18 protein-coding genes and 1 pseudogene are annotated in these 23,319 nt (G+C 68.3%); 13 read left to right on the top strand and 6 right to left on the bottom strand.

Annotated elements, in window-relative coordinates:
- Positions 1-2 precede the first annotated feature (2 nt).
- The 10 genes from ACUZ2Y_RS06515 to ACUZ2Y_RS06470 are packed head-to-tail and all read left to right on the top strand — an operon-like array spanning position 3 to position 9,352.
- Positions 3-785, top strand: coding sequence for an MlaE family ABC transporter permease (locus tag ACUZ2Y_RS06515; RefSeq protein WP_476331613.1), 783 nt, complete (start codon positions 3-5; stop codon positions 783-785).
- Positions 786-789: 4 nt separating this feature from the next.
- The gene (locus tag ACUZ2Y_RS06510) at positions 790-1,629 is read left to right on the top strand and encodes an MlaE family ABC transporter permease (RefSeq protein WP_476327910.1); all 840 of its coding nucleotides are present in this window, start codon (positions 790-792) and stop codon (positions 1,627-1,629) included.
- Positions 1,626-2,852, top strand: a complete 1,227-nt coding sequence (locus tag ACUZ2Y_RS06505) for an MCE family protein (protein ID WP_476327908.1) — start codon at positions 1,626-1,628, stop codon at positions 2,850-2,852. Before ACUZ2Y_RS06510 ends, ACUZ2Y_RS06505 begins: the two co-directional genes overlap by 4 nt.
- Positions 2,849-3,883 carry an MCE family protein gene (locus ACUZ2Y_RS06500; protein WP_476327906.1) on the top strand — a complete coding sequence of 345 codons (1,035 nt, stop codon included), beginning with the start codon at positions 2,849-2,851 and terminating at the stop codon, positions 3,881-3,883. Before ACUZ2Y_RS06505 ends, ACUZ2Y_RS06500 begins: the two co-directional genes overlap by 4 nt.
- Entirely contained in the window at positions 3,880-4,899 is a 1,020-nt protein-coding gene (locus tag ACUZ2Y_RS06495) for an MCE family protein (protein ID WP_476327904.1), read from the top strand. The genes ACUZ2Y_RS06500 and ACUZ2Y_RS06495 overlap by 4 nt, the downstream gene beginning before the upstream one ends.
- On the top strand, positions 4,899-5,903 hold the full coding sequence (locus ACUZ2Y_RS06490) for an MCE family protein (protein ID WP_476327902.1): 1,005 nt from the start codon (positions 4,899-4,901) through the stop codon (positions 5,901-5,903). Before ACUZ2Y_RS06495 ends, ACUZ2Y_RS06490 begins: the two co-directional genes overlap by 1 nt.
- Positions 5,900-6,958 (top strand): MCE family protein, encoded by a 1,059-nt coding sequence (locus tag ACUZ2Y_RS06485; protein WP_476327900.1) that lies wholly within the window; start codon positions 5,900-5,902, stop codon positions 6,956-6,958. Before ACUZ2Y_RS06490 ends, ACUZ2Y_RS06485 begins: the two co-directional genes overlap by 4 nt.
- Positions 6,958-8,091, top strand: coding sequence for an MlaD family protein (locus ACUZ2Y_RS06480; protein WP_476327898.1), 1,134 nt, complete (start codon positions 6,958-6,960; stop codon positions 8,089-8,091). Before ACUZ2Y_RS06485 ends, ACUZ2Y_RS06480 begins: the two co-directional genes overlap by 1 nt.
- A gap of 39 nt (positions 8,092-8,130) precedes the next feature.
- On the top strand, positions 8,131-8,643 hold the full coding sequence (locus ACUZ2Y_RS06475; protein ID WP_476327896.1) for a hypothetical protein: 513 nt from the start codon (positions 8,131-8,133) through the stop codon (positions 8,641-8,643).
- A gap of 10 nt (positions 8,644-8,653) precedes the next feature.
- Positions 8,654-9,352, top strand: a complete 699-nt coding sequence (locus ACUZ2Y_RS06470; RefSeq protein ID WP_476327894.1) for a hypothetical protein — start codon at positions 8,654-8,656, stop codon at positions 9,350-9,352.
- A gap of 128 nt (positions 9,353-9,480) precedes the next feature.
- Here the strand turns inward: ACUZ2Y_RS06470 and ACUZ2Y_RS06465 are convergent, their stop codons facing one another.
- The 3 genes from ACUZ2Y_RS06465 to ACUZ2Y_RS06455 form a co-directional block, all read right to left on the bottom strand.
- Positions 9,481-10,479: an IS481 family transposase gene (locus tag ACUZ2Y_RS06465; protein ID WP_476327892.1), complete on the bottom strand. Its 999-nt coding sequence runs from the start codon at positions 10,477-10,479 to the stop codon at positions 9,481-9,483.
- A 116-nt stretch (positions 10,480-10,595) separates the two neighbouring features.
- Entirely contained in the window at positions 10,596-11,852 is a 1,257-nt protein-coding gene (locus ACUZ2Y_RS06460; RefSeq protein WP_476327890.1) for a PucR-like N-terminal domain-containing protein, read from the bottom strand.
- A 259-nt stretch (positions 11,853-12,111) separates the two neighbouring features.
- Positions 12,112-13,350, bottom strand: coding sequence for a PucR-like N-terminal domain-containing protein (locus tag ACUZ2Y_RS06455; protein ID WP_476327888.1), 1,239 nt, complete (start codon positions 13,348-13,350; stop codon positions 12,112-12,114).
- A gap of 456 nt (positions 13,351-13,806) precedes the next feature.
- Here ACUZ2Y_RS06455 and ACUZ2Y_RS06450 point away from each other — a divergent pair, with 456 nt between their 5' ends.
- Positions 13,807-14,361 carry a hypothetical protein gene (locus ACUZ2Y_RS06450; RefSeq protein WP_476327886.1) on the top strand — a complete coding sequence of 185 codons (555 nt, stop codon included), beginning with the start codon at positions 13,807-13,809 and terminating at the stop codon, positions 14,359-14,361.
- A 204-nt stretch (positions 14,362-14,565) separates the two neighbouring features.
- Here the strand turns inward: ACUZ2Y_RS06450 and ACUZ2Y_RS06445 are convergent, their stop codons facing one another.
- The 3 genes from ACUZ2Y_RS06445 to ACUZ2Y_RS06435 all read right to left on the bottom strand — a co-directional run bounded on the left by ACUZ2Y_RS06445 (position 14,566) and on the right by ACUZ2Y_RS06435 (position 17,690).
- Entirely contained in the window at positions 14,566-15,417 is an 852-nt protein-coding gene (locus ACUZ2Y_RS06445; RefSeq protein WP_476327884.1) for an ABC transporter permease, read from the bottom strand.
- Positions 15,414-16,358, bottom strand: a complete 945-nt coding sequence (locus ACUZ2Y_RS06440; RefSeq protein ID WP_476327882.1) for an ABC transporter ATP-binding protein — start codon at positions 16,356-16,358, stop codon at positions 15,414-15,416. The genes ACUZ2Y_RS06445 and ACUZ2Y_RS06440 overlap by 4 nt, the downstream gene beginning before the upstream one ends.
- 156 nt (positions 16,359-16,514) lie before the next feature.
- Positions 16,515-17,690: an acyltransferase family protein gene (locus ACUZ2Y_RS06435; RefSeq protein WP_476327880.1), complete on the bottom strand. Its 1,176-nt coding sequence runs from the start codon at positions 17,688-17,690 to the stop codon at positions 16,515-16,517.
- Positions 17,691-18,054: 364 nt separating this feature from the next.
- Between ACUZ2Y_RS06435 and ACUZ2Y_RS06430 the strand changes: the two are divergent.
- Together ACUZ2Y_RS06430 and ACUZ2Y_RS06425 are read left to right on the top strand one after the other, a co-directional pair.
- Positions 18,055-18,620 (top strand): annotated as a pseudogene (locus ACUZ2Y_RS06430) (DUF6766 family protein).
- Positions 18,621-18,760: 140 nt separating this feature from the next.
- Positions 18,761-23,302, top strand: coding sequence for a HAMP domain-containing protein (locus ACUZ2Y_RS06425; RefSeq protein WP_476327878.1), 4,542 nt, complete (start codon positions 18,761-18,763; stop codon positions 23,300-23,302).
- The last annotated feature ends 17 nt before the right edge of the window (positions 23,303-23,319 follow it).

Genomic DNA, 23,319 nt, shown 5'->3' with positions numbered 1-23,319 from the left:
TGATGGACAAGTCCCGGTCAGCGGTCGTCAGCGCGCTCAACGAGTTCGGCAGCCTGTTCTCCCTCGGCCTCGACGTCGTCGTGAACATGTTCCGCAGGCCCTTCCAGGCCCGTGAGTTCATCCAGCAGTTCTGGTTCATCGCGAGCGTCTCGATTCTTCCCGCCGCGTTCGTCGCGATCCCGTTCGGCGCGGTCATCACCCTGCAACTCGGGTCGCTGACCAGCCAGATCGGCGCGGAGTCGTTCAACGGCGCGGCCAGCGTCCTGGCGGTGATCCAGCAGGCGAGCCCGATCGTGACCACGCTGATCATCGCGGGGGCGGGCGGCTCGGCCATCTGCGCCGACCTCGGCTCCCGCACCATCCGCGAAGAGATCGACGCGATGAAGGTCCTCGGCGTCTCGCCGGTGCAGCGCCTGGTCGTGCCTCGGGTGCTGGCCGCGATGCTGGCGAGTGTGCTGCTCAACGGCATGGTCAGCGTCGTCGGTGTCGCGGGCGGCTACTTCTTCAACGTGATCATGCAGGACGGCACGCCCGGCGCCTTCCTCGCCAGCTTCTCCGCCCTGGCCCAGCTGCCCGACCTGTGGGTCAGCGAGCTCAAGGCGCTCATCTTCGGCTTCCTCGCCGGGTTGGTCGCCGCCTACCGGGGGCTCAACCCCAAGGGCGGCCCGAAGGGCGTCGGCGACGTGGTGAACCAGTCCGTGGTCATCACGTTCCTGCTGCTCTTCTTCGTCAACTTCGTGATCAGCGTGATCTACCTGCAAATCGTCCCCGCGAAGGGAGCGTGAGTCGGTGATCAACATCAGTGAGCGCCGCCGCCGCGCGGTGCTGCGTTCGACGAACGGCCTGGAACGCCTCGGCGACCAGCTCTGGTTCTACTTCCGGGCCCTGGCCTGGATTCCGCTCACGGTCACCCGGTACTCCCGGGAGGTCATCCGGCTGCTCGCCGAGGTCAGCTTCGGCAGCGGCGCGCTCGCCGTCATCGGCGGCACCATCGGCGTGATGGTCGGCCTGAGCGTGTTCACCGGCACGGTCGTCGGCCTGCAGGGCTTCTCCGCGCTCAACCAGATCGGCACCTCGGCGTTCGCGGGCTTCCTCTCCGCCTACCTCAACACCCGTGAGATCGCGCCGCTCGTCGCCGGTCTCGCGCTGTCGTCGACGGTCGGGTCCGGCTTCACCGCCCAGCTCGGCGCGATGCGGATCTCCGAGGAGATCGACGCGCTGGAGGTCATGGCGGTGCGCAGCCTGCCGTACCTGGTGACGACCCGGATCATCGCCGGGTTCTGCGCGATCATCCCGCTGTACGTGATCGGCCTGCTCACCTCCTACATCGCCGCGCGCACCATCACGGTGGAGGTCTACGGGCAGTCGGCGGGCACCTACGACCACTACTTCAGCCTGTTCCTCCCACCGGAGGACGTGCTCTGGTCGTTCGTCAAGGTGCTGATCTTCAGCGTGGCGATCATCCTGACGCACTGCTTCTACGGCTACCGCGCCACCGGCGGCCCGGCCGGTGTCGGCGTCGCGGTCGGCCGCTCCGTGCGGACCTCGATCGTGCTGGTCAGCATCCTGGACTTCTTCCTCAGCCTGGCGATCTGGGGCGCGACGACGACCGTGCGGGTGGCGGGATGAGCATGGACATGCGTAAGGCGCGGCTGCGCAACCAGGGCTTGGGCCTGGTCTTCATCATCCTGATCCTCGCCTCGGGTTGGCTGACCGTGGCCATCTACCAGCACCAGTTCAGCTCCGACGTGCCGGTGCGGCTGCGCGCCGACCGGGTCGGCAACCAGCTCAAGGTCAACGCCGACGTCAAGGTTCGCGGCATGGTGGTGGGCACGGTCCGCACCATCGATGTCGTCAACGGCGGCGTCGACGTCGGCCTGGCCATGGACCCGGACAAGCTCAAGCAGCTGCCCCGCAACGTGACCGCGCGGCTGCTGCCCAAGACCCTGTTCGGCCAGCGCTACGTCAGCCTGATCATCCCGGAGTCGGCGGACGCGACCCGGCTCGCCGAGGGCGACACGATCGACCAGGACCTCAGCGGCAAGGCGATCGAGGTCGAGAAGGCACTGCGCGACCTGATGCCGGTGCTGCAGGCGGTGCAGCCGCAGAAGCTGGCGAGCACCCTCGGCGCGATCTCGCAGGCCTTGGACGGCCGGGGGAAACCGCTGGGGGAGACCATGGTCAAGCTCAACGGCTACCTGGCCGCCATCAACCCGCAGATGCCGCAGATCGAGACCGACCTGGTCAAACTCGCCGAAACCCTGGAGACGTACCAGGACGCGGGCCCGGCGATCGTCGACGCGCTGTCGGAGATGAGTGCCACGGCGAAGACGATCGCCGACAACCGGCAGAACATCATCGACATGGTCACCACGGTGACCGACGCGTCCGGCCACCTCGCCGGGTTCCTCGAGACCAACGGGAAGAACCTGATCGGCCTCTCCGCGGCCAGCAGGCCCTCGCTGGAGCTGCTCGCCCGGTACTCGCCCTCGTTCCCGTGCCTGTTCGCGGCGGTGAACGCGCTCAAGCCCGACGTGGACAAGGCGCTCGGCGTCGGCACCAACCAGCCAGGACTGCACGTGACGATCACCGTGAAACCCTCCCGGGGCCCGTACCTGCCCGGCCGCGACACCCCGCGCTACACCGCGGGCGGCGGACCGCGCTGCTACCAGTCCGGTGGGGCGCAAGGCATGACCGTGCCGTCCTCGGCGGGCCCCAACTCACCCGCGGAGAGCCGGTTCGTCGGCGAACTGCTCGGGGCGGCGTGGGGCGTCACCCCCGAGGAGGTCCCCGACTGGAGCGGCCTGCTTGTCGGGCCCCTGCTGCGCGGAGCCGAGGTGACCCTGCGATGAGGAGCCTGACCGGACCGCTGCTCAAAGGCCTGATCTTCACTCTCGTCACGTTGCTCGCGACCACGATCCTGGCGATCACCATCGCCAACCGCGGCAGCGGCGACACGGCGACCTACAAGGCACGGTTCACCGATGTCACCTCGCTCAACCCCGGTGACGACGTGCGCATGTCCGGGGTGCGGGTCGGCCAGGTCGACCACATCGAGATCGTGGACAACGCCGTCGCCGAGGTCGAGTTCTCCGTCGACCGGCGCTGGCGGCTCACCCTCGAGGCGACCGCGGCGATCAAGTTCCGCAACCTGATCGGCCAGCGCTACATCTCGCTGGACCAGGGGACGGGCGACGCCACGGTGACGATGGCCGAGGGCCAGCTGATCCCGCTGGAGCGCACCCGGCCCGCGCTCGACCTGACCGCGATGTTCAACGGGTTCAAGCCGCTGTTCCAGGCGCTGACCCCGCAGGACGTCAACCAGCTCTCCTTCGAGATCGTGCAGGTGCTGCAAGGTGAGGGCGGCACGGTGCAGAGCCTGATCCAGCACACCGCGTCGCTGACGAACACGCTGGCGGACAAGGACGAAGTCATCGGCAAGGTCATCGGCAACCTCAACTCGGTCCTGGAGCAGATCAACGGCCGCGGCGACAAGCTGGGCACCCTGATCACCACGACGCAGCAGCTGGTGACGGGCCTGGCATCCGACGCCAAGCCGATCGGCGACGCACTCGAGAGCCTGTCCGCCCTGGCCACGAGCAGCTCCGGCCTGCTGCAGGCGGGCCGCGAACCACTGCGCCGCGACATCGAAGCCCTTGGCGCGCTGTCGAAGACCCTGGCGGACAACTCGCCCGCGTTCGACAAGTTCATCGCGATGCTGCCGACCAAGTACGAGACGATCGGCCGGACGGTGTCCTACGGCTCGTGGATGAACCTCTACCTCTGCGGGGCCACGACGAACGTCAAACCCGCACCGCAGCTGCCCGGAACCCAGCCGCTCCCGGTCGGGATCCCCGTCACGGACGCGAGGTGCGGACGGTGAAGCTGAAGAACCTGAAGTCGTGGCAAGTGAAGCCGTTCAGCGAACGCAACCAGGCCAAGGTCGGCGTCGTCGGCGGGCTGATCATGTTCCTGGTCGCCGCGCTGATCTACTTCGGACCGGAGCTGCCACTGATCGGCAGCGGCACCACGTACACCGCGCAGTTCCGCGAGGCCGCCGGGCTCAAGCCCGACGACGAGGTGCGCGTGGCCGGGGTGAAGGTCGGCAAGATCACCAAGGTCGAGCTCAAAGGCCAAGTGGTGCTGATCAGCTTCCGGATCAAGGGCGTGTGGGTCGGTGACCAGACCGTCGCCCACATCAAGATCAAGACCTTGCTCGGGCAGAAGAACCTGAACCTCGAACCGAAGGGCACCGAGGAGCAGGACCCGGCCACACACATCCCGGTGAACCGCACGGTCACGCCGTACGACGTGACCGACGCCTTCGCCGACCTGGCCGAGACGACCGGGCAGATCGACACCACGCTGCTCGCGAAGAGCTTCACCACCCTCGCGGAGACGTTCACCGCCGCGACCCCGGAAGAGGTCCGCTCGGCCCTGACCGGGCTGTCGGCGCTGTCGCAGACCATCTCCACCCGCGACCAGGAACTCAAGAAGCTCCTCGAACACAGCGCGACGTTCACCAAGACCATCGCCGACCGCAACGCCCAGTTCGAGCTGCTGCTCAAGGACGGCGCGACCCTGCTGCAGGAGTTCAACAAGCGCAAGGACGCGATCACCGCGCTGCTCAAGGGAACCCAGGACCTCGGCCGCGAACTCGCCGGGCTGGTGAAGGACAACCAGGCCCAGCTCGGACCCGCGCTCGACCAGCTCAACCGGGTCGCCGACGTGCTGCAGCGCAACCAGCAGCACCTGGAGCGGTCGCTGCGCCTGGCCGGACCGTTCTACCGCCTCGTCGGCAACGCGGTCGGCAACGGCCGGTGGATCGACACCTACATCTGCGGGCTGGTGCCCGCGAGCGGTGGCGGCTGCGTGCCGTCGAAGGGAGGGGGTCGCTGATGGCGGCCACCAGGAAGTGGGCGGTGGTGCGGGGACTCCTCGCGACCGTCACCGTCATCGCGATCGTCGCCGCGGCCGTGCTCTGGGTGCTGCCGAAACTGGAGTCGGGCAACAAGGTCACGGCGTACTTCACCGCCGCCGTCGGCGTTTACCCCGAGTCCGACGTCCGCGTGCTCGGGGTCAAAGTGGGCACCGTCGACACCGTCGAACCGCAGGGCGCCACGGTCAAGGTCGGCATGACCCTCGAACCCGGCATCCCGATCCCGGCCGGGGCGGTCGCCGTGGTGATCGCGCCCAGCCTGGTCAGCGACCGGTACGTGCAGCTCGCGCCCGCCTACTCCAGCGGCCCGGAACTCGCCGAGAACGCGATCATCCCGGTGAGCAGCACGATGGTGCCGGTCGAACTCGACGAGCTGTTCACCAGCCTCGACAAACTCAACACCGCGCTCGGCCCGGACGGGGCGAACAAGGCGGGCGCGCTGTCGGACTTCATCACCAGCGGCTCGACCTTCCTCGAGGGCAACGGCAAGGAAATCAACAACATGCTCAAGGCGCTCGGCCAGTCCGCGCGCACGCTCAGCGGCTCCCAGGACCACCTGTTCGACAGCATCGACAACATCCAGAAGATCACCACCATGCTGGCGACGAACGACGAGGTGGTCGGCAAGTTCAACGACCAGCTGGCCCAGGTGTCCCAGTTCCTCGCCGAGGAGCGCGACACCTTCGGCGGCGCGATGCACGAACTCGCGGGCGCGTTGTCGGTGGTGGAGGCGTTCATCAAGGACAACCGCGGCAAGATCAAGGTCAGCCTGGACAAGCTGCAGGGCACCGCGCAGATGCTCGCCGACCAGCGCGCCGCGCTCGCCGAGGCGTTCGACACCGCGCCGCTCGCGCTGACCAACGTCATGAACGCCTACGACCCGGCCACCGGCACCATCGACGGCCGCGGCAACCTCACCGAGTTCTCCAGCGCCAACCCGGTACTGCCCTTGGTGGGACAGTGAGGACCCGGCTGCGGCTGGCCGCCGCCCTCCTCGTCGTGCTTCCCCTTGTCGTGCTTCCCATCGCCGGGTGCGGCTCGGTGGGCGGGCTCTACGACATGCCGCTGCCCGGCGGCGCCGACCTCGGTGACCACCCGTTCCGGGTGACCGCGCAGTTCCGTGACGTCCTCGACCTCGTGCCCCAGTCCGGCGTCAAGGTCGGCGACGTCTCGGTCGGCCGGGTCGAGACGATCGAACTCGCGCCCGACGGCCGCACGGCACTCGTCACCGTCGTGGTCAACGGGTCGGTCTCACTGCCCGCGAACTCAGTGGCCCGGCTGCGGATGTCCAGCGTCCTCGGCGAGAAGTTCATCGAACTCGACGAGCCGCCCAACGAGAGCCCCGACGGCAAGCTCAGCGAGGGCGACCAGATCCCGTTGGAGCGCACCGACCGCAACCCGCAGATCGAAGAGGTCTTCGGCGCGCTGTCGCTGCTGCTCAACGGCGGTGGCGTCGGCCAGCTCCAGCAGATCACCAAGGAACTCAACGCGGCGTACGGCGGCAACGAGGAAGCCATCCGCTCCCTGCTGAAGAACATGAACACGTTCGTCAGCGGTCTCGACGCCCGCAAGGGCGAGATCACCCGCGCCTTGGACGGCATGGGCAAGCTGGCGGAATCCCTTGGCTCACGCAAGGAGCAGATCGCCAACATGATCGACAACCTGACCCCCGGCATCGAGACGCTCAGCCAGCAGCGGGAGAAGCTCGTCGGCATGCTCGGCGCGCTCGACATGCTCTCCGACGTCGCGGTCGACACCATCAGGCAGAGCAAGGACGACATCGTCGCCGACCTGCGCGCGCTCGAACCGACGCTGCGCAAGCTCACCGAAGCCGGGGCGGACCTGCCCAGGGCGATGGAGATGCTCCTGACGTTCCCGTTCCCCGACTCCGCGCTCGACGCGATCAAGGGCGACTACCTCAACACCTATCTGAAGCTCGACGCGAAGGTCGCGCCGCCGCAGACGATCGCGGGCGCGCCCAGCCTTCCGCTGCCCTCCAACGAGCAGGGAGGTCGCTGATGCTGACCAGGAAAGTCCGGGTCCAAGTGGTGGCCTTCGTGCTCATCGCGCTGGTCGGCGTGAGCTATGTCGGCGCGCGGTACGCCGGTCTCGGCGGCATGTTCGGCAACTCCGGCTACACGGTCACCGTCCGGCTCGCCGACTCCGGCGGCATCTTCACCCACGCCGAGGTCACCTACCGCGGCGTCGGGATCGGTCGGGTGGGCCAACTGCAGCTGACCGACGCGGGAGTCGAGGTCGAGCTGCTGATCAGGCCGGACGCGCCCGCGGTGCCCGAGGAGGTCGACGCCGTGGTGGCCAACCGGTCGGCGGTCGGCGAGCAGTACATCGACCTGCGCCCGCGCCGCGCCGGATCGCCCTTCCTGGCCGACGGTTCGGTCATCCAGCAGCGCAACACGGCGCTGCCGCTGCCCACCGAGACGCTGCTGCTCAACCTGGACAAGCTGGTCACCTCGGTGCCCACCGACGACCTGCGCAACGTGGTCGACGAGCTCTACGACGCGACGCTCGAGACCGGCCCGCACCTGCAGGCCCTGCTCGACTCCGCGGCGAGCTTCACCGACAAAGCCGTCGAACACCTGCCGCAGACCACCACGCTGATCACCGATGCCGGGGTCATGCTGAGCAGGCAGGTGGAGAACGGGGAGGCGATCAAATCCTTCAGCGTCAACATGAAGCTGATCGCCGAGCAGTTCAAGGCCTCCGACGGCGACATCCGGACCCTGCTGGGCTCCGCCCCCGCCGTCGCGCTCCAGGTCAGTGAGCTGATCAAGGAGATCGGTGGGGCGACCGGGATTCTGCTGGCGAACCTGCTGACGACGTCGAACGTGCTGCAGACCCGACAGGGCAACCTGGAGCAGCTGCTGGTGATCACCCCGCAGGCGGTCGCCGCCGGCCGCCAGGTCATCCGGCCGGACGGCGCTCACTTCGGCCTCGCGTCGACGTTCTTCGCGCCGCTGCCCTGCGTCACCGGTTACAACACCAAGTACCGCGACGGCAAGGACACCAGTCCCGCCCAGTTCAACACCCAGGCCCGCTGCGCGTTGGCGGCCAGCACGGGTGTCGGCGTGCGCGGCTCGCAGAACGCCCCCGGTTCGGGTGCCGTGCCGCCCGCGTCCAAGCCCGGTGGCTGACAAGTCCTTTCCAGACAGTCCACAAGAGAGTGAGGCGAGATGGCGTCGACCACGATCCTTCGCCGCGTCGGTATTGTCGCGGTTGTCCTGGCCACGGCATTCGCCGCGTGGGGCGGATTCTCCTACTGGCAGGCGACGACGTCGGACACGATCGCCGCCGCGGCGGCCCGTGACGACGTCCTGACCGCGGGCCGCACTGCCGTGGCCACCATGACATCGCTGGACTACCGCAGCGTCGACGCGGGCCTCGCCCGCTGGCTCGACACGTCGACCGGCGCGCTTCACGAGGAGCTGAAGGCGTCGCTCGACGGCAGCAAACAGCAGATCCAGCAGGCCAAGGCGACGACCACCGGGACAGTGCTCGACCTGGCCCTGACCGCACTCGACGAGCCTCGCGGCACGGCGACGCTCATCGCCGCGGTGGAGATCGTCGTGCGGCCCGAGACCGGGGAGCCCGCCACCAAGCGGAACCGCTTCCAGGCCGATCTGGTCCGGACACCCGCCGGGTGGAAGGTGGGCGGTCTCGCCCAGGTCCCGTACATCCCGGTGTGAGAGGACTCCCATGCGTACCGACCGCAAGACCCACCCCAACCGCCGCAGGCCCGTGGTCGCGGGCACCCGCAAGCGCGGCGGCACCGCGCTCGCCACACCGGACCTCGGGATCGATGAGGACTTGGTGGACGCGGATATCGAGTCTGATGCCGATACCGACACCGACTCTGCTGTCGCTGAGCCTGACTCGGATGTGGACACCCCCGCGCCGAGCAAGCGCCTGTCGGTGGTGCTGATCGTGGTGGCCCTGGTGGTCGCCGCCGCGGGGACCTGGCTGACGATTGCCGCCGCGTCCCACCGGGCGCGGGTTGAGGCCAACACCGCTGTCGTGGACAACTCGACCACCGCCCAGGTGATCGGACAGGTCAACGAGGCGGTGGAGCAGATCTTCTCCTACAAGTTCGACGACACCGCCGCGACCGAGAAGGCGGCGGCGGATGTGCTTGTGGGAGCGGCGAAGGACCAGTACGCGAAGCTGTTCGAGCAGGTTCGGCAGCAGGCCCCGGAGCAGAAGTTGGTGCTGCGGTCGAAGGTCGCACTGTCGGGCGTGACGATGCTGTCGGGCGACAACGCCACGCTGCTGGTGTTCGTCGACCAGAGCGCGACTCGGGGCGACACCAACGCCGGATCGTCTGGGGCGGCGCAGTTGCGGGTGTCGGCTTCGCGGTCGGACGGCCGGTGGCGGATCACGGAGTTGCACACTGTCTAGGTTTGGCCAGACAATCACGACAGCCGTCCGGAACCCAAGGGGCACCGTGACGGCGCTCAGCCACGGTGGCAGACCCAACCGCGCCGGTGATCGACCGGTGACCACCCTTTGAATTCCGGGGAGGCGGACTAGTTGTACTGCCCCGAGAGGTTGGGGACGCGGCTGGCGGGTGGTTTGCCGGCGAGTGCGGTGTGGCCGCGGTGGTGATTGTAGGTGTGCAGCCATCGCGGTAGCTCAGCTCGGCGCTCGGTCTCGGTGCGATAGGGCTGGTTGTAGGCCCATTCGTCGAGCAGGGTGCGGTTGAACCGTTCCACTTTGCCGTTGGTCTGGGGCCGGTAGGGGCGGGTGCGTTTGTGGACGATGTTCGCCTCGCGCAGCGTGTCGCGCCAGAGTCGTGAGCGGTAGCAGGAGCCGTTGTCGGTGAGCACTCGCGCGATGGTGATCCCACAGTCTGTGAAGAACGACTGTGCCCGGCCCCAGAAGGCGGTGGCGGTCTCTTTGGTCTCGTCAGGCAGGATTTCGGTGTAGGCCAGCCTGCTGTGATCGTCCACGGCGTTATGCAGGTAGCTGTAGCCGAGGTTGGCGCGGTTGCTGTGCGTGCGAGGCCGAGCGGGATCGCGGTGGGCGGCGCTGTTGCGGGTGCCGGCGGCGCGGCCGTGAACCTTGTGGCCGCCGCCGTCGGGGATGTTGCCCAGTTTCTTGATGTCGACGTGCACCAGGTCGCCGGGGGCGGCGTGTTCGTAGCGGCGTATCGGCCGGCCGGTGGCGCGGTCTAGATGCGCCAGCCTGGCCAGGCCGTAGCGGAGCAGAACCCGGTGCACCGTGGACGGGTTCAGGCCAAGCAGGTAGGCGATCCGGGCAGGTCCCCACCGGCGGGCCAGCCGAACCTTGATGATCCGCCGTTCAGTGCGCGACAGGGTCCGGTGCGGGCTGGTACGCGGGCGTGAGGACCGGTCGACCATGCCCGCCACACCCTCATCGCGGTAGCGGCCGGCCCACCGGGACGCGGTGGTGACCGCGACCTGGAAGCGTTGCGCGGCCAGCCGCAACGGCCAGCCCTCGTCCACGACGCACCGGGCCAGACGCAGTCTGCCGGTCTCAGTCAGCGGGGCGTTACGGTGGCACATGAGGGCCTCCTCGGTCGGTGCAGATGTCGTAATCCACACCGAACCCGGAGGCCCTCACCCATCCAACATCATCCGATCACGTGTCGCCCCGTACCCAACCTCCGTGGTCAGTACAACTAGTCGTCGTCTTCGGTCGCTTGGAGCGTGGCACGCCTGGAGCGCAGGGCCACCTCAAGGGCGAAGCGGGCATCGGGGCTGGCGAGGCGGTCGCCGAAGAGGCGTTCGAGTTGCCGTAGGCGGTACCGCACGGTCTGCGGGTGGATGTCGAGCATGGCGGCGATCTCCGGGGCGCTTCCCTTTGTCTCCAACCAGATCAGCAGTGTCTCGCTGAGCTTGCCGCGCTGCTTCACGGTCAGCCCGGTCATCGGGGCCAGCGCCCGCTCGGAGATCTCGCCGACCAGGAACGGGTCGTTGAGCAGCCACAGTGCCGACATGTGGTGTTCGAACCAAGTGACCGGGGAGTCGGGGAGTTCGCCGCTGTCGATGAGGGTCAGCATGCGTCGGGCCCAGCGCAGGGAGTTGCCCGCTTCGGCCGGGGTCACGGCCGGACCGACGGCTATTCGCCACCCGGGGAGGTCGTCCGCCAGCTGCTTGAGGAGGGACTGGTCGTCCTCGCCGGTGAGCAGACACGGTTCGGGGCTGTCGAGGTCGACGAGGAAACGCGGGTCCACCGACGGGTTGGGGAAGTCGGTGATGTCCTCCGCGGGCTTGAGCGCCACGGCGACGACCTGGTGGGGGACCGGCCAGCGCGCGGACTCGGCCAACCGGGGCAGCGGGAGCCGCTTCGGGTCGCCGTCGGCGGAGAGCAGGCCGTCGAGCAGCTGCCTGCGTCTGCGTTCCAGGGTGCCCAGGGCGTTGGCGCGGGCCGAGGCGTGGCCCTCCACGGACAGCGCGGACAGCTCGTCGATGTAGGCGAAGATCGCCTCGGCCAGCAGGCAGAGGGTCGCGGTGGACACACCGGCGCGTTCGCCGACCTTGGCCATGTGCCGCCACGCCACTCGGGCGCCGACGCGGTACGCGGTCTGCAGCACGTCGAGGATCGGGTCCTCGTAGATCTCGTGCAGACCCAAGTCGCGGAACAGCTGCGCGTGGTGGTCCTGCGGGGTGGACGGGTCGGCCAGGCGGTCGAGGAACTGCAGGATCGCTCGGTGGATGCCTTCGAGGATCGACTTTCCGATGGCGCTCTCGGCGGGCTTGGCCAGCGCCGGAATCGTCGTGTTGATCTCGGACAGGATCTCGCGGACCAGGTCGGGCACGCCGGGCCGGAACAGGGGGGCCAAGCCGCGGGGCAACTGTGACCACAGGTCGACCAGGGCGGTCCCGCCGCCGCCGGGCTGGGTGGCCGCCAACAGGGAATCGAAGGCGATCCGCACCGGCCGACCCGACTGGACACCACTCGAGCCGGATCGCGTATTCGCCACCCTCGACCTCCATCACCTATGTTTCGCCGCGCATGACGGCCAGGAAAAAAATCGATCACACTCGGACACAACATTCACGAGTGCTGTTCGAACATACCGGCGGGGTGGCCGGCGGGGAATGCCGAGCGTGATGATCCATCCGGTTTTGGAGAATAGTGTCGAGACCTTGTCATTCCGACACAGCAGGCGACCGGACTTTCGTCCCGCTTGGTCAGCGCAGCACTTTCAATTGTTTGTCCTGCTTCGCGCGGAGCAGCCTGCCCGCGCGCAGTGCGATCTCCAGGTCCAGTCGGGATGTCGAGTCGTCCAATTGGTCGCCGAACAGTTTCTCCACCAGTTTCATGCGGTAACGCACGGTTTGCGGGTGGATGTTGAGCCGGTCGGCCATTTCCGGGGCGCTGCCGCGGGTCTCCAGCCAGGCCAGCACCGTCTCCGAGGCCCGCGTGCGCTGCTTGTCGGTCAACCCGGTCAGCGGCGCCAGAGCGCGCTCGTAGAGCTGTTCGATCAGGAACTCGTCGCCGAGCAGCCACAGCGTGGACAGGTGGTCGCGGCACCAGAGGACCTCGCGGTCGGGGAGCACCCCGCGGTCGACGAGGTCCATCGCGCGCCGCGCCCACCGCAGCGACGACGGCGCCGCGGCCAGCGGGACGACCGGGCCCACGCACACCCGCCTGCCGCGCAGCCGCTCGGTGAGCAGCGGCAGGTGGGCGTCGGGATCGGCGCTGATCACGCACGGGACGTCGCCGTCGAGATCCAGCAGCACCTCCGGCGGGGTCGGTGTGCCCCAGTCGCCGTCAGGCAGGTCGGCGTGCTCGACGACGATCACCGAGACCCCGTCGGGCACCTGCCAGCCCACCTGGCCCGCCAGCGCGGCCACCGCCTTCGGCGACGCGGGCTCGTCGGCCAGCAGCAGGTCCAGCAGCCGCTGCCGACGACGCTCGACCACCCCGGCGGACTCCGCCTGGGCGGCGGTGTACCCCTCGATCGACAGGCCGGAGATCTCATCGACGTAGGCGAAGATCGCTTCCGCGGCGACGGTGAACATCGCTGTCGGCAGCCGCTGCTGCTGACCCCACGCCGCGACATGGCGCCAGGCGACCCGGCCGCCCACCCGGTACGCGGTCTGCAGGCAGTCCAGGCTGCGGCCCTCGGTGAACTCGACCCGCCCGAGCTGGCGGAACATGGCCGCCCACTTCTCGTTCTGCGACCCGCCGACGCCGACGGTGTCGAGGATGCGCAGCACCGCCTGCTCCACCCCGGCGGTCATGATCGCGCCGAAATGCCCCTTGAGCGGGCGCGCGTATTCAGGCACCGCGTGCTGGATCTCGCGAATCATGTCCTGGGTCAGCCTGCCGACCATCGGGTGGAACTTCACCACCAAGTCGCGCGGCAGCGAAGCCCACAACGCGGTGGCCCGGTCCTGGGTCCGCGTAACCCGATCAGCGGCCATCATCGCCCCCTGGAGGTGATTTAACGAAACATATCCGTCGGCCAAATGGCCGGAAGTCTGCCGGAAGTCAGCTGTGTACGACGGTAGGTTCGGCGGCCGGTTTGTGTCAAACTACGATGGCCATTTTCCGGAGCTGCCTCCTATCGGGTGAAGCCGTTCCGCGCTTTCTTGAGCGATAGTGATGCAGGTGCCGCCGGAGTCGTGCGATCCGAACAACAACGATTGTTGTCGACGTCGACCGGGTGCCTTCCGGTCGGGTAGCCGCGATGGACAAGCCCCGGGCGTCTTTCTGTTGGTTGTTGATAAATACCGCTCACCCCCGTGGTGTGATGCTTGCCGCCGATCGCAACCCGCCAGTAACGTCCGTTTCCCTGGCAACGGCGCGATCGGCGGAATTCTTTCCGGCCGGGCGGCGCCCGTTTCCGATCTTGCCGACGTCCCCTAAGGAAGCCGACCATGATTCGACGTTTTGTCGCCGCGGTCGCGGTGACCGCGTCCGCCTGTACCGCGCTCGCCGGGTGCGGCTCGGATGATGACAAGGCCAACGATCCCGCGATCGCCTGGTCTGACAGCGTCTGCAAGACGATCGAGGCGGGTGCGGGGAAGCTGCAGCAGCTGCCCGCGGTCGATCCGAGCAACCCGCAGGCCGCGAAGGACAGCCTCGTCGTCTACCTGGGCCACCTGTCGGAGGCGCTGGTCGGAGTCTCCGACGGGCTCAAGTCCGCCGGTTCGCCGCCGGTCAAGGACGGACAGGCCACGCTGGACAAGGCGATGACGACGTTGACGACGACGAAGTCGACGATCGACACGGCGAAGACGAAGCTGCAGGCCGCCGCGGTGACGGACCAGGTGACGTTCCAGGCGGCGATCTCGGACATCTCCAAGGTGATGGCGACACTGACGAACGCTGAGGGGCCCGCCAAGGATCTCAAGGAGAACCCTGAGCTTGCGGCCGCTTTCAAGGCTGCCCCGACTTGTCAGAAGGTTGAGGGGGCGCAGGCGCCGGCATAGCTCTGGCTGTGTTCGGCCGCGTTCCATTTCAACCCGCGAGTCGCCCCTCCAAGCAAGTGAGTGTGTCGTTCGGGCAACCGAGTTCGACATTCACGCTGGCGGGAACGCCGCCGGGTGACGTGGGCAGCTTAGGTTCGCCACGTGAATGTCGAACTCGGTTGCCCGAACGACACACTCACTTGCTTGGAGGGGCGACTCGCGGGTTTACCGGGTGCGCCGGAAGTTGCGGGCGGCGATGACCGCGCCCGCCGTGGCCGTGGCCGCCACCAGTCCGATCGCCGCCGCCAGTGCCCAGCCCACCGGCTTTCCCAGGCACAGGGCCCTGATCGCGTCGATCGCGTACGTCACCGGGTTGACCGTGGAGACCACCTTGATCCACCCCGGCATCGCTTCCACCGGCATGTAAGCGCTGGAGGCGAACATCAGCGGGAACATCACGATGAACGAGATGGCCTGCATGGTCTCCGGCTTACCCTGCCACGTCGCCAAAGCGACGAAGAGCCAGCCCATGCCCCAGCCGAAGACGATCGTCAGCGCCACCGCCGCGACCACTCCGCCCGTTCCCGCCGGGGTGAAGTCCAGAACCGCCACCGCGACCGCGATCGCCACCACCACCTGAACGGCCAACCGCACCGCGTCAGCCAGGGTTCTGGCCACCAGGACGGAGAAGAGGCTGATCGGCATTGTCCTGAGCCTGCCGATGAAGCCGGTGTAGATCTCCGTCAGCATTCCGACACCCGAGCTCATCGCGGTGGTCATCGCGATGTTCGCCAGGGTGGCGGGCATCAAATAGTTGATGTAGCCCTGATACTCCACGACTCCGGGCAGGGTGCCGATGCCGCTGAAGACCTGGCTGAACAGCAGCAGCATCACAACCGGCTGCAGCAGGCCGAAGAACACCAACCGGTAGTCGCCGAAGGCGGTGCGCAGGGAGCGCAGCGTCAGGACTCTGATCTGGGTGGGCACGGTGCTTCCCGCCCAGCCGACTCGCCTGCCGAGGTAGAGCTGGACGGTGTCGTCGTCGCGGCCCCTGGTTCGAAGTGCGTGGCGGCTCATACCGGGCTCCGGGCGGCGCGGTGCAGAGCAATATAGACGTCGTCCAGGGTGGGTTCGGTGACGGTCAGGTCGAGGGGGATGACCGACCAGGTGTCCAAAGCCCGCACCAGTGCCGAGATTTCGCGGCCGGTGGCGACGGGGACCGTGATGGCGCACAGCGGTTCGTCGGCCAGCGGCGCCATGCCGGCGAACATCAGGGCGTCAGCCGCGCGGCGGGTGGTGAACGGGTCGGCGAAGGTGACCTTGGCCGACCGGGTGCCGACCCTGGCCTTGAGTTCCGCCGGCGTTCCCCGGGCGACGATGTGCCCGCCCGCCAACACGATGATGTCGCGGGCCAGCCGGTCGGCCTCGTCGAGGTACTGGGTGGTCAGCACGACCGAGGTGCCGTTGGCGGCGAGTTGTTCGACGAACGTCCACAGTTCGCCGCGGCTGATCGGGTCCAGGCCCGTGGTGGGTTCGTCGAGGAACAGCACGTCCGGCTTGCCCAGCAGGCTCGCCGCCAGGTCCAGTCTTCGCTTCATGCCGCCGGAATAGGTGGCGGCCTTGCGGTTCGCGGCCTGGACGAGGTCGAACATCTCGATCAGCTCATCGGCCCGGGCCGCGGCCCGGCGGGCGCCCGCGCCCAGGAGGCGGGCGATGAGGATCAGGTTGGCGCGGCCGCTCAAAGTCTCGTCGACGGCCACGAACTGGCCGGACATGCCGATACACTTGCGCACCAGGTGGCCCGCCTCGACGACGTCGAAGCCGCACACCGTGGCCGTTCCCGAGGAGGGAAGGGTGCGGGTGGCGAGGATGTCGACCAAGGTCGTCTTCCCCGCGCCGTTGTGGCCAAGGATGCCGAGGATGGTGCCGGGGCCGACCGCGAGGTTGACGTCGACCAGCGCGGTCACCGGGCCATAGGACTTGCCCAGGCCGACGACACTGATGCGCGGTCGTTGCATCCCTGATTCCCGTCGCCTCGACGCCCCGTTCCCAACGGTCAACATACCGAGTGAATCCGCTGTTCAGACCGCATGAAGCAATGTGGAAATCGATCACCGCGCGGTTACTGCGGGCCGGGTGGACTGCTGTGTGAGGACTTATCCGGAAGTGACAACTCACGCCGAACGCGGATCCGGCAGCGGTGCGTAGTACTCGCGGGAGCGGCCACCGGCGTCGAACGCGCCCATGATCCGCTGGGCCGGGACCTCGATCAGCCAATAGCTCAGGTACGCCACCGGGGTCGACACCCCGAGCAGCAGGGCGGCGGTCACCAGGAACGGTGTCGTACCGCCCGCCGGAGCAGGCAGCAGACCGGCGCCGCCGAGCACCCGCAGCAGCGGCTCGTGCCAGATGTAGAGGCTGTAGCTGACCATGCTCAGCGACAGCATCGGCGGCCACCGCAGCCAGTACGGGCCACGTCCCGTGCTCAACGCCGTCGCCGCGATGAGCAGCATGATGCCCGTGCCGAAGAACGTGTGGGTGAATGTGTCCGGCATGTGCGCGTAGCGCAGCCACACGCCCGCGGCGACGACCGCGCCGCCGGAGAGCCCGACCAGGGTGCGCACCGCTGCGTTGGGCCACCGCACCCCCGCCGCGGACGCCACCGCCAGCAGCATGCCGACCGCGAAGATGTCGAGCTTCGCCACCGGATTGAACCAGATCGACCAGCCCTCGACCGGGAACCCGCGCACGTAGACCGCCCAGCACTTGTACAGCAGGCTGATCGCGATCAAGCCCGACGGCACCGCCACCATGACGGCCTCTTGGGCCTGACGCAACAGGGCGGGCACACCGGTGTCGGGGCGCGCGCTGGTCCAGCCGCAGATGGGCGTGACCTGCACGCTGTCGCGGCCGAGCCGGATCTCGGTGCGGCTGATCCGGGTCGCCATGGCGCCGAGCCTGCGGCCGACCTGCCGGTCGGCGGTCCCGCGCAGCAGCACGGCGATCCCGTCCTCGCCGTCGAGCCCGATCAGCTCGTGCCGGGACAGGTCCGCGCTCAGCATGGCCGCGGTCTGGTCGTGGATGTGGGCGAGCCCCTGATGGCCGAACCGGGAGACGATCCGGTCGCGTTCGGCGAAGCGGATCACCGCCACGACCGGCGCTCGGCGTGAGCGCTCGCCCGCGGCGAGGACGTCGGCGACCTCACGCGCCCAGGTCTCGCGGTCGGCCCACCGGTGCCGCTGGGGGTACCACTGCCCGGCCCCGGCGTGCTGGGGGAGCCGCAGCGTTCGCGGTTCGACACTGCCGCCGGAGGTTGCCAGCTGGACCGGCCCGTTGGTCAGCAACGCCAATCCCGGAGACCGGAAAGTTTCCGGGAAGTGAATTTTCGATTCGCCTGAAAGAATGTGACGGGAGTCATTGTTTATTCACCCGATCAAGGTAGTCGAGCGATTTGTCTCATACAGAGAGCTATCTTAATGGGCTGTACGTGTCAATGTGAGCCGACTATATCGAGTGAATCTCTTAACTAGACACACGCATCCGTTACGGTCGTTGTTCAGCCGCGACAACTGCTCCATCCGGCCTAGCGGATGCTCGGGTGGTCAAGCGGAGGGCGGCTGGTCCTTGTACGGTCGGTCCGTCGTCCAGCGGGCGTCGCCCCGGACAGAGACCTGAAGTGACGGACCCGGCAGTGACGACTTGGAGGAGCGGAGCATGCGGCGCTTCCTTCGCGACAACGGGCTGACGCTCGGGTTCGGCGCACTGTTCCTGGGTGCCCTGATCGGGCAGGCGTTCGCCGGTCACGCGGACATGAACAACAAGCGGCTGAGCCACGACCTCGACGCGGTCGGGCTCGGCGACTACCTCACATCTCCGATTTCGCCGTCGACGTGGCGGAGAACTGGCAGTCCGAATATCCGCAGTTCTTCCTGTTCGTCATGGCCACGATCTGGCTTATTCAGCGCGGATCGCCGGAATCGAAGCGGCCGTCGGAGGCGGGCCTGGAAAGTGACGCGAAGCAGCTCCTCGGTAAACACACCAGACCCGACTCACCCGCGCGGGCGAGGGCGAGCGGATGGCGCACCGCGCTTTTCTCCTGGTCGCTCGGTCTCACCATGGCCGGTTTGTTCCTGCCGTGCTGGCTGGCGCGGTTCGTCGCGGGCCGCGCCGCCCACAACGGGGAGCAGCTCTCGTCGTTCCAGGACCCGCTCGGCGCGGGGGAGTACCTGCTGTCGGCCGACTTCTGGAATCGTTCGCTGCAGAACTGGCAGTCCGAGTGACGGAGGAGCCGGGCTGACCCCTTGCCCCCAGTTTGCGTTCTGGGGAGCAGAATGTGACCAGCGTGTAGCGTCATTCGCCTGCCGCGTGCAAGGTGGCGACGGGCGTCCACGCGCCGAGCGGACGAGCGAACGGACGGGACATGGGTGACACGACTGCCGAGTCCGCGACACGCGCGCGGGCGGGCCGAGGCATCGGCAAGGTCGGCGAGTCGGAACTGCGCCAGCTGCTGGCGGGACTGACCGCCGTCCGCGACGGCGACTTCGGCACCCGCCTGCCCGATCACGCCGACGGCCTGCTCGGCGAGATCGCCGCTGTGTTCAACGGCATGGTCGACCAGCTCTCCCTGTTCACCTCCGAGGTCACCCGCGTCTCCCGCGAGGTCGGCACGGAGGGCCAGCTCGGCGGCCAGGCCGAGGTGCCCGGCGTCTCCGGCACCTGGAAAGACCTCACCGACTCCGTGAACGCCATGGCGGGCAACCTGACCCGCCAGGTCCGCGACATCGCCCAGGTGGCGACCGCGGTGGCGGGCGGCGACCTGTCGCAGAAGATCGACGTGGACGCCCGGGGCGAGATCCTGGAGCTCAAGGACACCGTCAACACGATGGTCGACCAGCTCTCGTCGTTCGCCGACGAGGTCACGCGGGTGGCCCGCGAGGTGGGCAGCGAGGGCCGACTGGGTGGTCAGGCCGACGTCAAGGGAGTCTCGGGCACGTGGCGTGACCTGACGGACTCGGTGAACTTCATGGCGGGCAACCTGACGGCTCAGGTCCGCAACATCGCCCAGGTCACGACGGCTGTCGCGAAGGGCGACCTGTCGCAGAAGATCGACGTCGACGCCCGGGGCGAGATCCTCGAGCTGAAGAACACGATCAACACGATGGTCGACCAGCTCTCGTCGTTCGCCGACGAGGTCACCCGTATGGCCCGCGAGGTCGGCACCGAAGGCCTGCTCGGCGGTCAGGCCGACGTCAAGGGCGTGTCCGGCACCTGGCGTGACCTGACCGACTCGGTGAACTTCATGGCGGGCAACCTGACCGCCCAGGTCCGCAACATCGCCCAGGTCACGACGGCTGTCGCGAAGGGCGACCTGTCGCAGAAGATCGAGGTTGACGCGCGCGGGGAGATCCTCGAACTGAAGGAGACCATCAACACGATGGTCGAGCAGCTCTCCGCGTTCGCCGACGAGGTGACGCGCGTGGCCCGTGAGGTCGGCACCGAGGGCAGGCTGGGCGGCCAGGCCCGGGTGCCGAACGTGGCGGGCACCTGGAAGGACCTCACCGAGTCGGTGAACGTCATGGGCGACAACCTGACCGCCCAGGTGCGCTCGATCGCCGAGGTCGCCACCGCCGTCGCCCGAGGCGACCTGACGCAGAAGATCCGGGTCGACGCGCGCGGGGAGATCCTGGAGCTCAAAGAGACCATCAACACGATGGTCGACCAGCTCTCCGCCTTCGCCGACGAGGTCACCCGCGTGTCCCGCGAGGTCGGCACCGAGGGCAACCTCGGCGGCCAGGCCACCGTGCGCGGGGTGTCGGGCACCTGGAAGGACCTGACCGACAACGTCAACGTGATGGCGTCGAACCTGACCGGCCAGGTGCGCTCGATCGCCACGGTCGCCACCGCGGTGGCCAGGGGCGACCTGTCGCAGAAGATCATCGTGGAGGCCAAGGGTGAGGTCGCCGCGCTCGCCGAGGTCATCAACACGATGGTCGACACGCTTTCCGCGTTCGCCGACGAGGTCACCCGCGTCGCCCGCGAGGTCGGCACCGAGGGCCAACTGGGCGGGCAGGCCCGGGTGCCGAACGTGGCGGGCACCTGGAAGGACCTGACCGACAACGTCAACTTCATGGCGAACAACCTGACCAACCAGGTCCGCAACATCGCCCAGGTCACCACCGCCGTCGCGCAGGGCGACCTGACCCGCAAGATCGACGTCGACGCCCGCGGCGAGATCCTCGAACTCAAGACCACGATCAACACGATGGTCGACCAGCTGTCCGGCTTCTCCGCGGAGGTCACCCGGGTGGCCCGCGAGGTGGGCAGCGAGGGCCGCCTCGGTGGCCAGGCCGAGGTCGAGGGCGTGTCCGGCACCTGGAAGCGGCTCACCGAGAACGTCAACGAACTGGCCGGGAACCTGACCCGCCAGGTGCGTGCCATCGCGGAGGTCACCAGCGCGGTCGCCGAGGGCGACCTGACCCGGTCGATCACCGTCGAGGCCTCCGGTGAGGTCGCCGAGCTCAAGGACAACATCAACTCGATGGTCGGCTCGCTGCGCGAGACCACCCGGGCCAACCAGGACCAGGACTGGCTCAAGTCCAACCTGGCCCGCATGTCCGGGCTGATGCAGGGCCGCCGCGACATCGCGCTGGTCGCCGAACTCATCGTCGACGAGCTGGCCCCGCTGGTCTCGGCCCAGTACGGCGCGTTCTACCTCGCCGAGGACGGCGCCGACGGCCAGGAGCTGCGGCTCATCGGCTCCTACGGACACCCCGGCACCGCGGGCAACGGCAGCGAGCCGGTGCGCTTCCGGTTCGGCCAGTCCCTGGTCGGGCAGGCCGCCCGCAGCAGGCGCACGATCGCCGTCGAGGATGTCCCGCCCGGCTACGTCACCATCTCCTCAGGCCTGGGCCAGGCGGCGCCGACGAGCCTGATCGTGCTGCCGATGGTGGTCGAGGAGCAGGTCCTCGGCGTGATCGAGCTGGCCTCGGTGCGCAGCTTCACCCAGATCCAGCGCGACTTCCTCGAACAGCTGATGGAGACGGTCGGGGTCAACGTCAACACCCTGGTCGCCAACGCCCGCACCGACGAACTGCTCGGCGAGTCCCAGCGGCTCGCCGCCGAACTGCAGGCCCGCTCCAGCGAGCTGCAGATCCGGCAGGAGGAGCTGCAGCTGTCGAACGCGGAGCTGGAGGAGAAGGCCGCGCTGCTGGCCAGCCAGAACCGCGACATCGAGACGAAGAACCTGGAGATCGAGCAGGCCCGCCAGGAACTCGAAGCCCGCGCCCACCAGCTGGCACTGACGTCGAAGTACAAGTCGGAGTTCCTGGCCAACATGAGCCATGAGCTGCGCACCCCGCTCAACAGCCTGCTCATCCTGGCCCAGCTGCTCGCCCAGAACCCCACCCGCAACCTCACCGCCAAGCAGGTCGAGTACGCGGGCATCATCCACTCGGCGGGCTCGGACCTGCTGCAGCTGATCAACGACATCCTCGACCTGTCCAAGGTCGAGGCGGGCAAGATGGACGTCAGCCCGGAGCGGATCGAGCTCACCGGCCTGCTCGACTACGTCGAGGCCACCTTCCGGCCGCTCACCACGCAGAAGAACCTCGACTTCCGGATCAACACCGGGTCCGACGTCCCCGCCGAGGTGCTGACCGACGACGCCCGGCTGCGCCAGGTCCTGCGCAACCTGCTGTCCAACGCGGTGAAGTTCACCGAGCGCGGCGGCGTCGAACTCAAGATCGAGTCCGCCTCGCCCACCGAGCTGCCCGCGTCGGTCAGCATCCACGGCCCGGCCATCGCCTTCCGGGTGATCGACACCGGCATCGGCATCGCCGAGCAGCAGCTCGAATCGATCTTCGGCGCGTTCCAGCAGGCCGACGGCACCACCAGCCGCAAGTACGGCGGCACCGGCCTCGGCCTGTCGATCAGCCGCGAGATCGCCTACCTGATCGGCGGCGCGCTCACCGCGACCAGCGCACCGGGCATGGGCAGCACGTTCACCCTGTTCCTGCCGGTCGCGCACCCCGACTTCCAGGAGATCCCGGCCGACTCGCTGACACAGCCCGCTGTCGAGGAGGACGACTCCCCGGACGCCGCCTCCCGCCAGCGCAGGCTGCTGGTCATCGAGGAACACCGGCCGGGGCTGCTGTCGCTGGTCGCCGAGAGCGCGGTCGCCGACCTCGGCGCCAGCCACGACCTCAACGACCCGCGTGGCCCCATCGCCGTGCTCAGCGCGGTCAGCGCCGCCGAGGCCGCCGACGCGCTCGCGGGCGGGCCCTGCCACTGCGTCGTCCTCGAACTCGACCTGGCCGACGCGGTCCGGTTCCTCGAGGTCATGGACAGCTACCCCGAGCTGCGCGGCATCCCCGTGCTCGCGCACAACAACCGGCGGCTCGACGTCGAACAGGAGCGCGGCCTGCAGGCGCGCGCGGGCAGCAGGCCGATGGAGTTCCTCTCCAGCCTCGACGAGCTGCGCGAGCGGATCGCGCTGCACCTCAACGCCGACCAGGCGGGCGACGTGCTGCCACTGGCCCGGCCCGACCGGATCGGCGAAAGCCCGTCACCGCAGCCGATCCGCGGCGACCTGGCCGGGCGCACAGTCCTCGTCGTCGACGACGACGCCCGCAACGTCTTCGCCCTCACGGGCATCCTGGAGACCCACGGCATGCGTGTCCTGCACGCCGAGAACGGCCGCAAGGGCATCGAGACCCTCGCCCACCACACCGACATCGACCTGATCCTGATGGACATCATGATGCCGGAGATGGACGGCTTCGCGGCCACCACGGCGATCCGCGACATGGCCGAATACGCCGACCTGCCGATCATCGCCGTCACCGCCAAAGCCATGCCGGGCGACCGGGAGAAGACGATCGCCTCGGGCGCCAACGACTACGTCACCAAACCGGTCGACGCACACGACCTGATCACTCGCATCCAGGACAGCCTGCGGGGCTGACGACCATCAACGGGAGC

The organism is Actinokineospora sp. UV203 (assembly GCF_056323665.1).
Note: the sequence above shows the minus strand (reverse complement) of the source record. Positions and strands in the feature narration are given on the sequence as shown.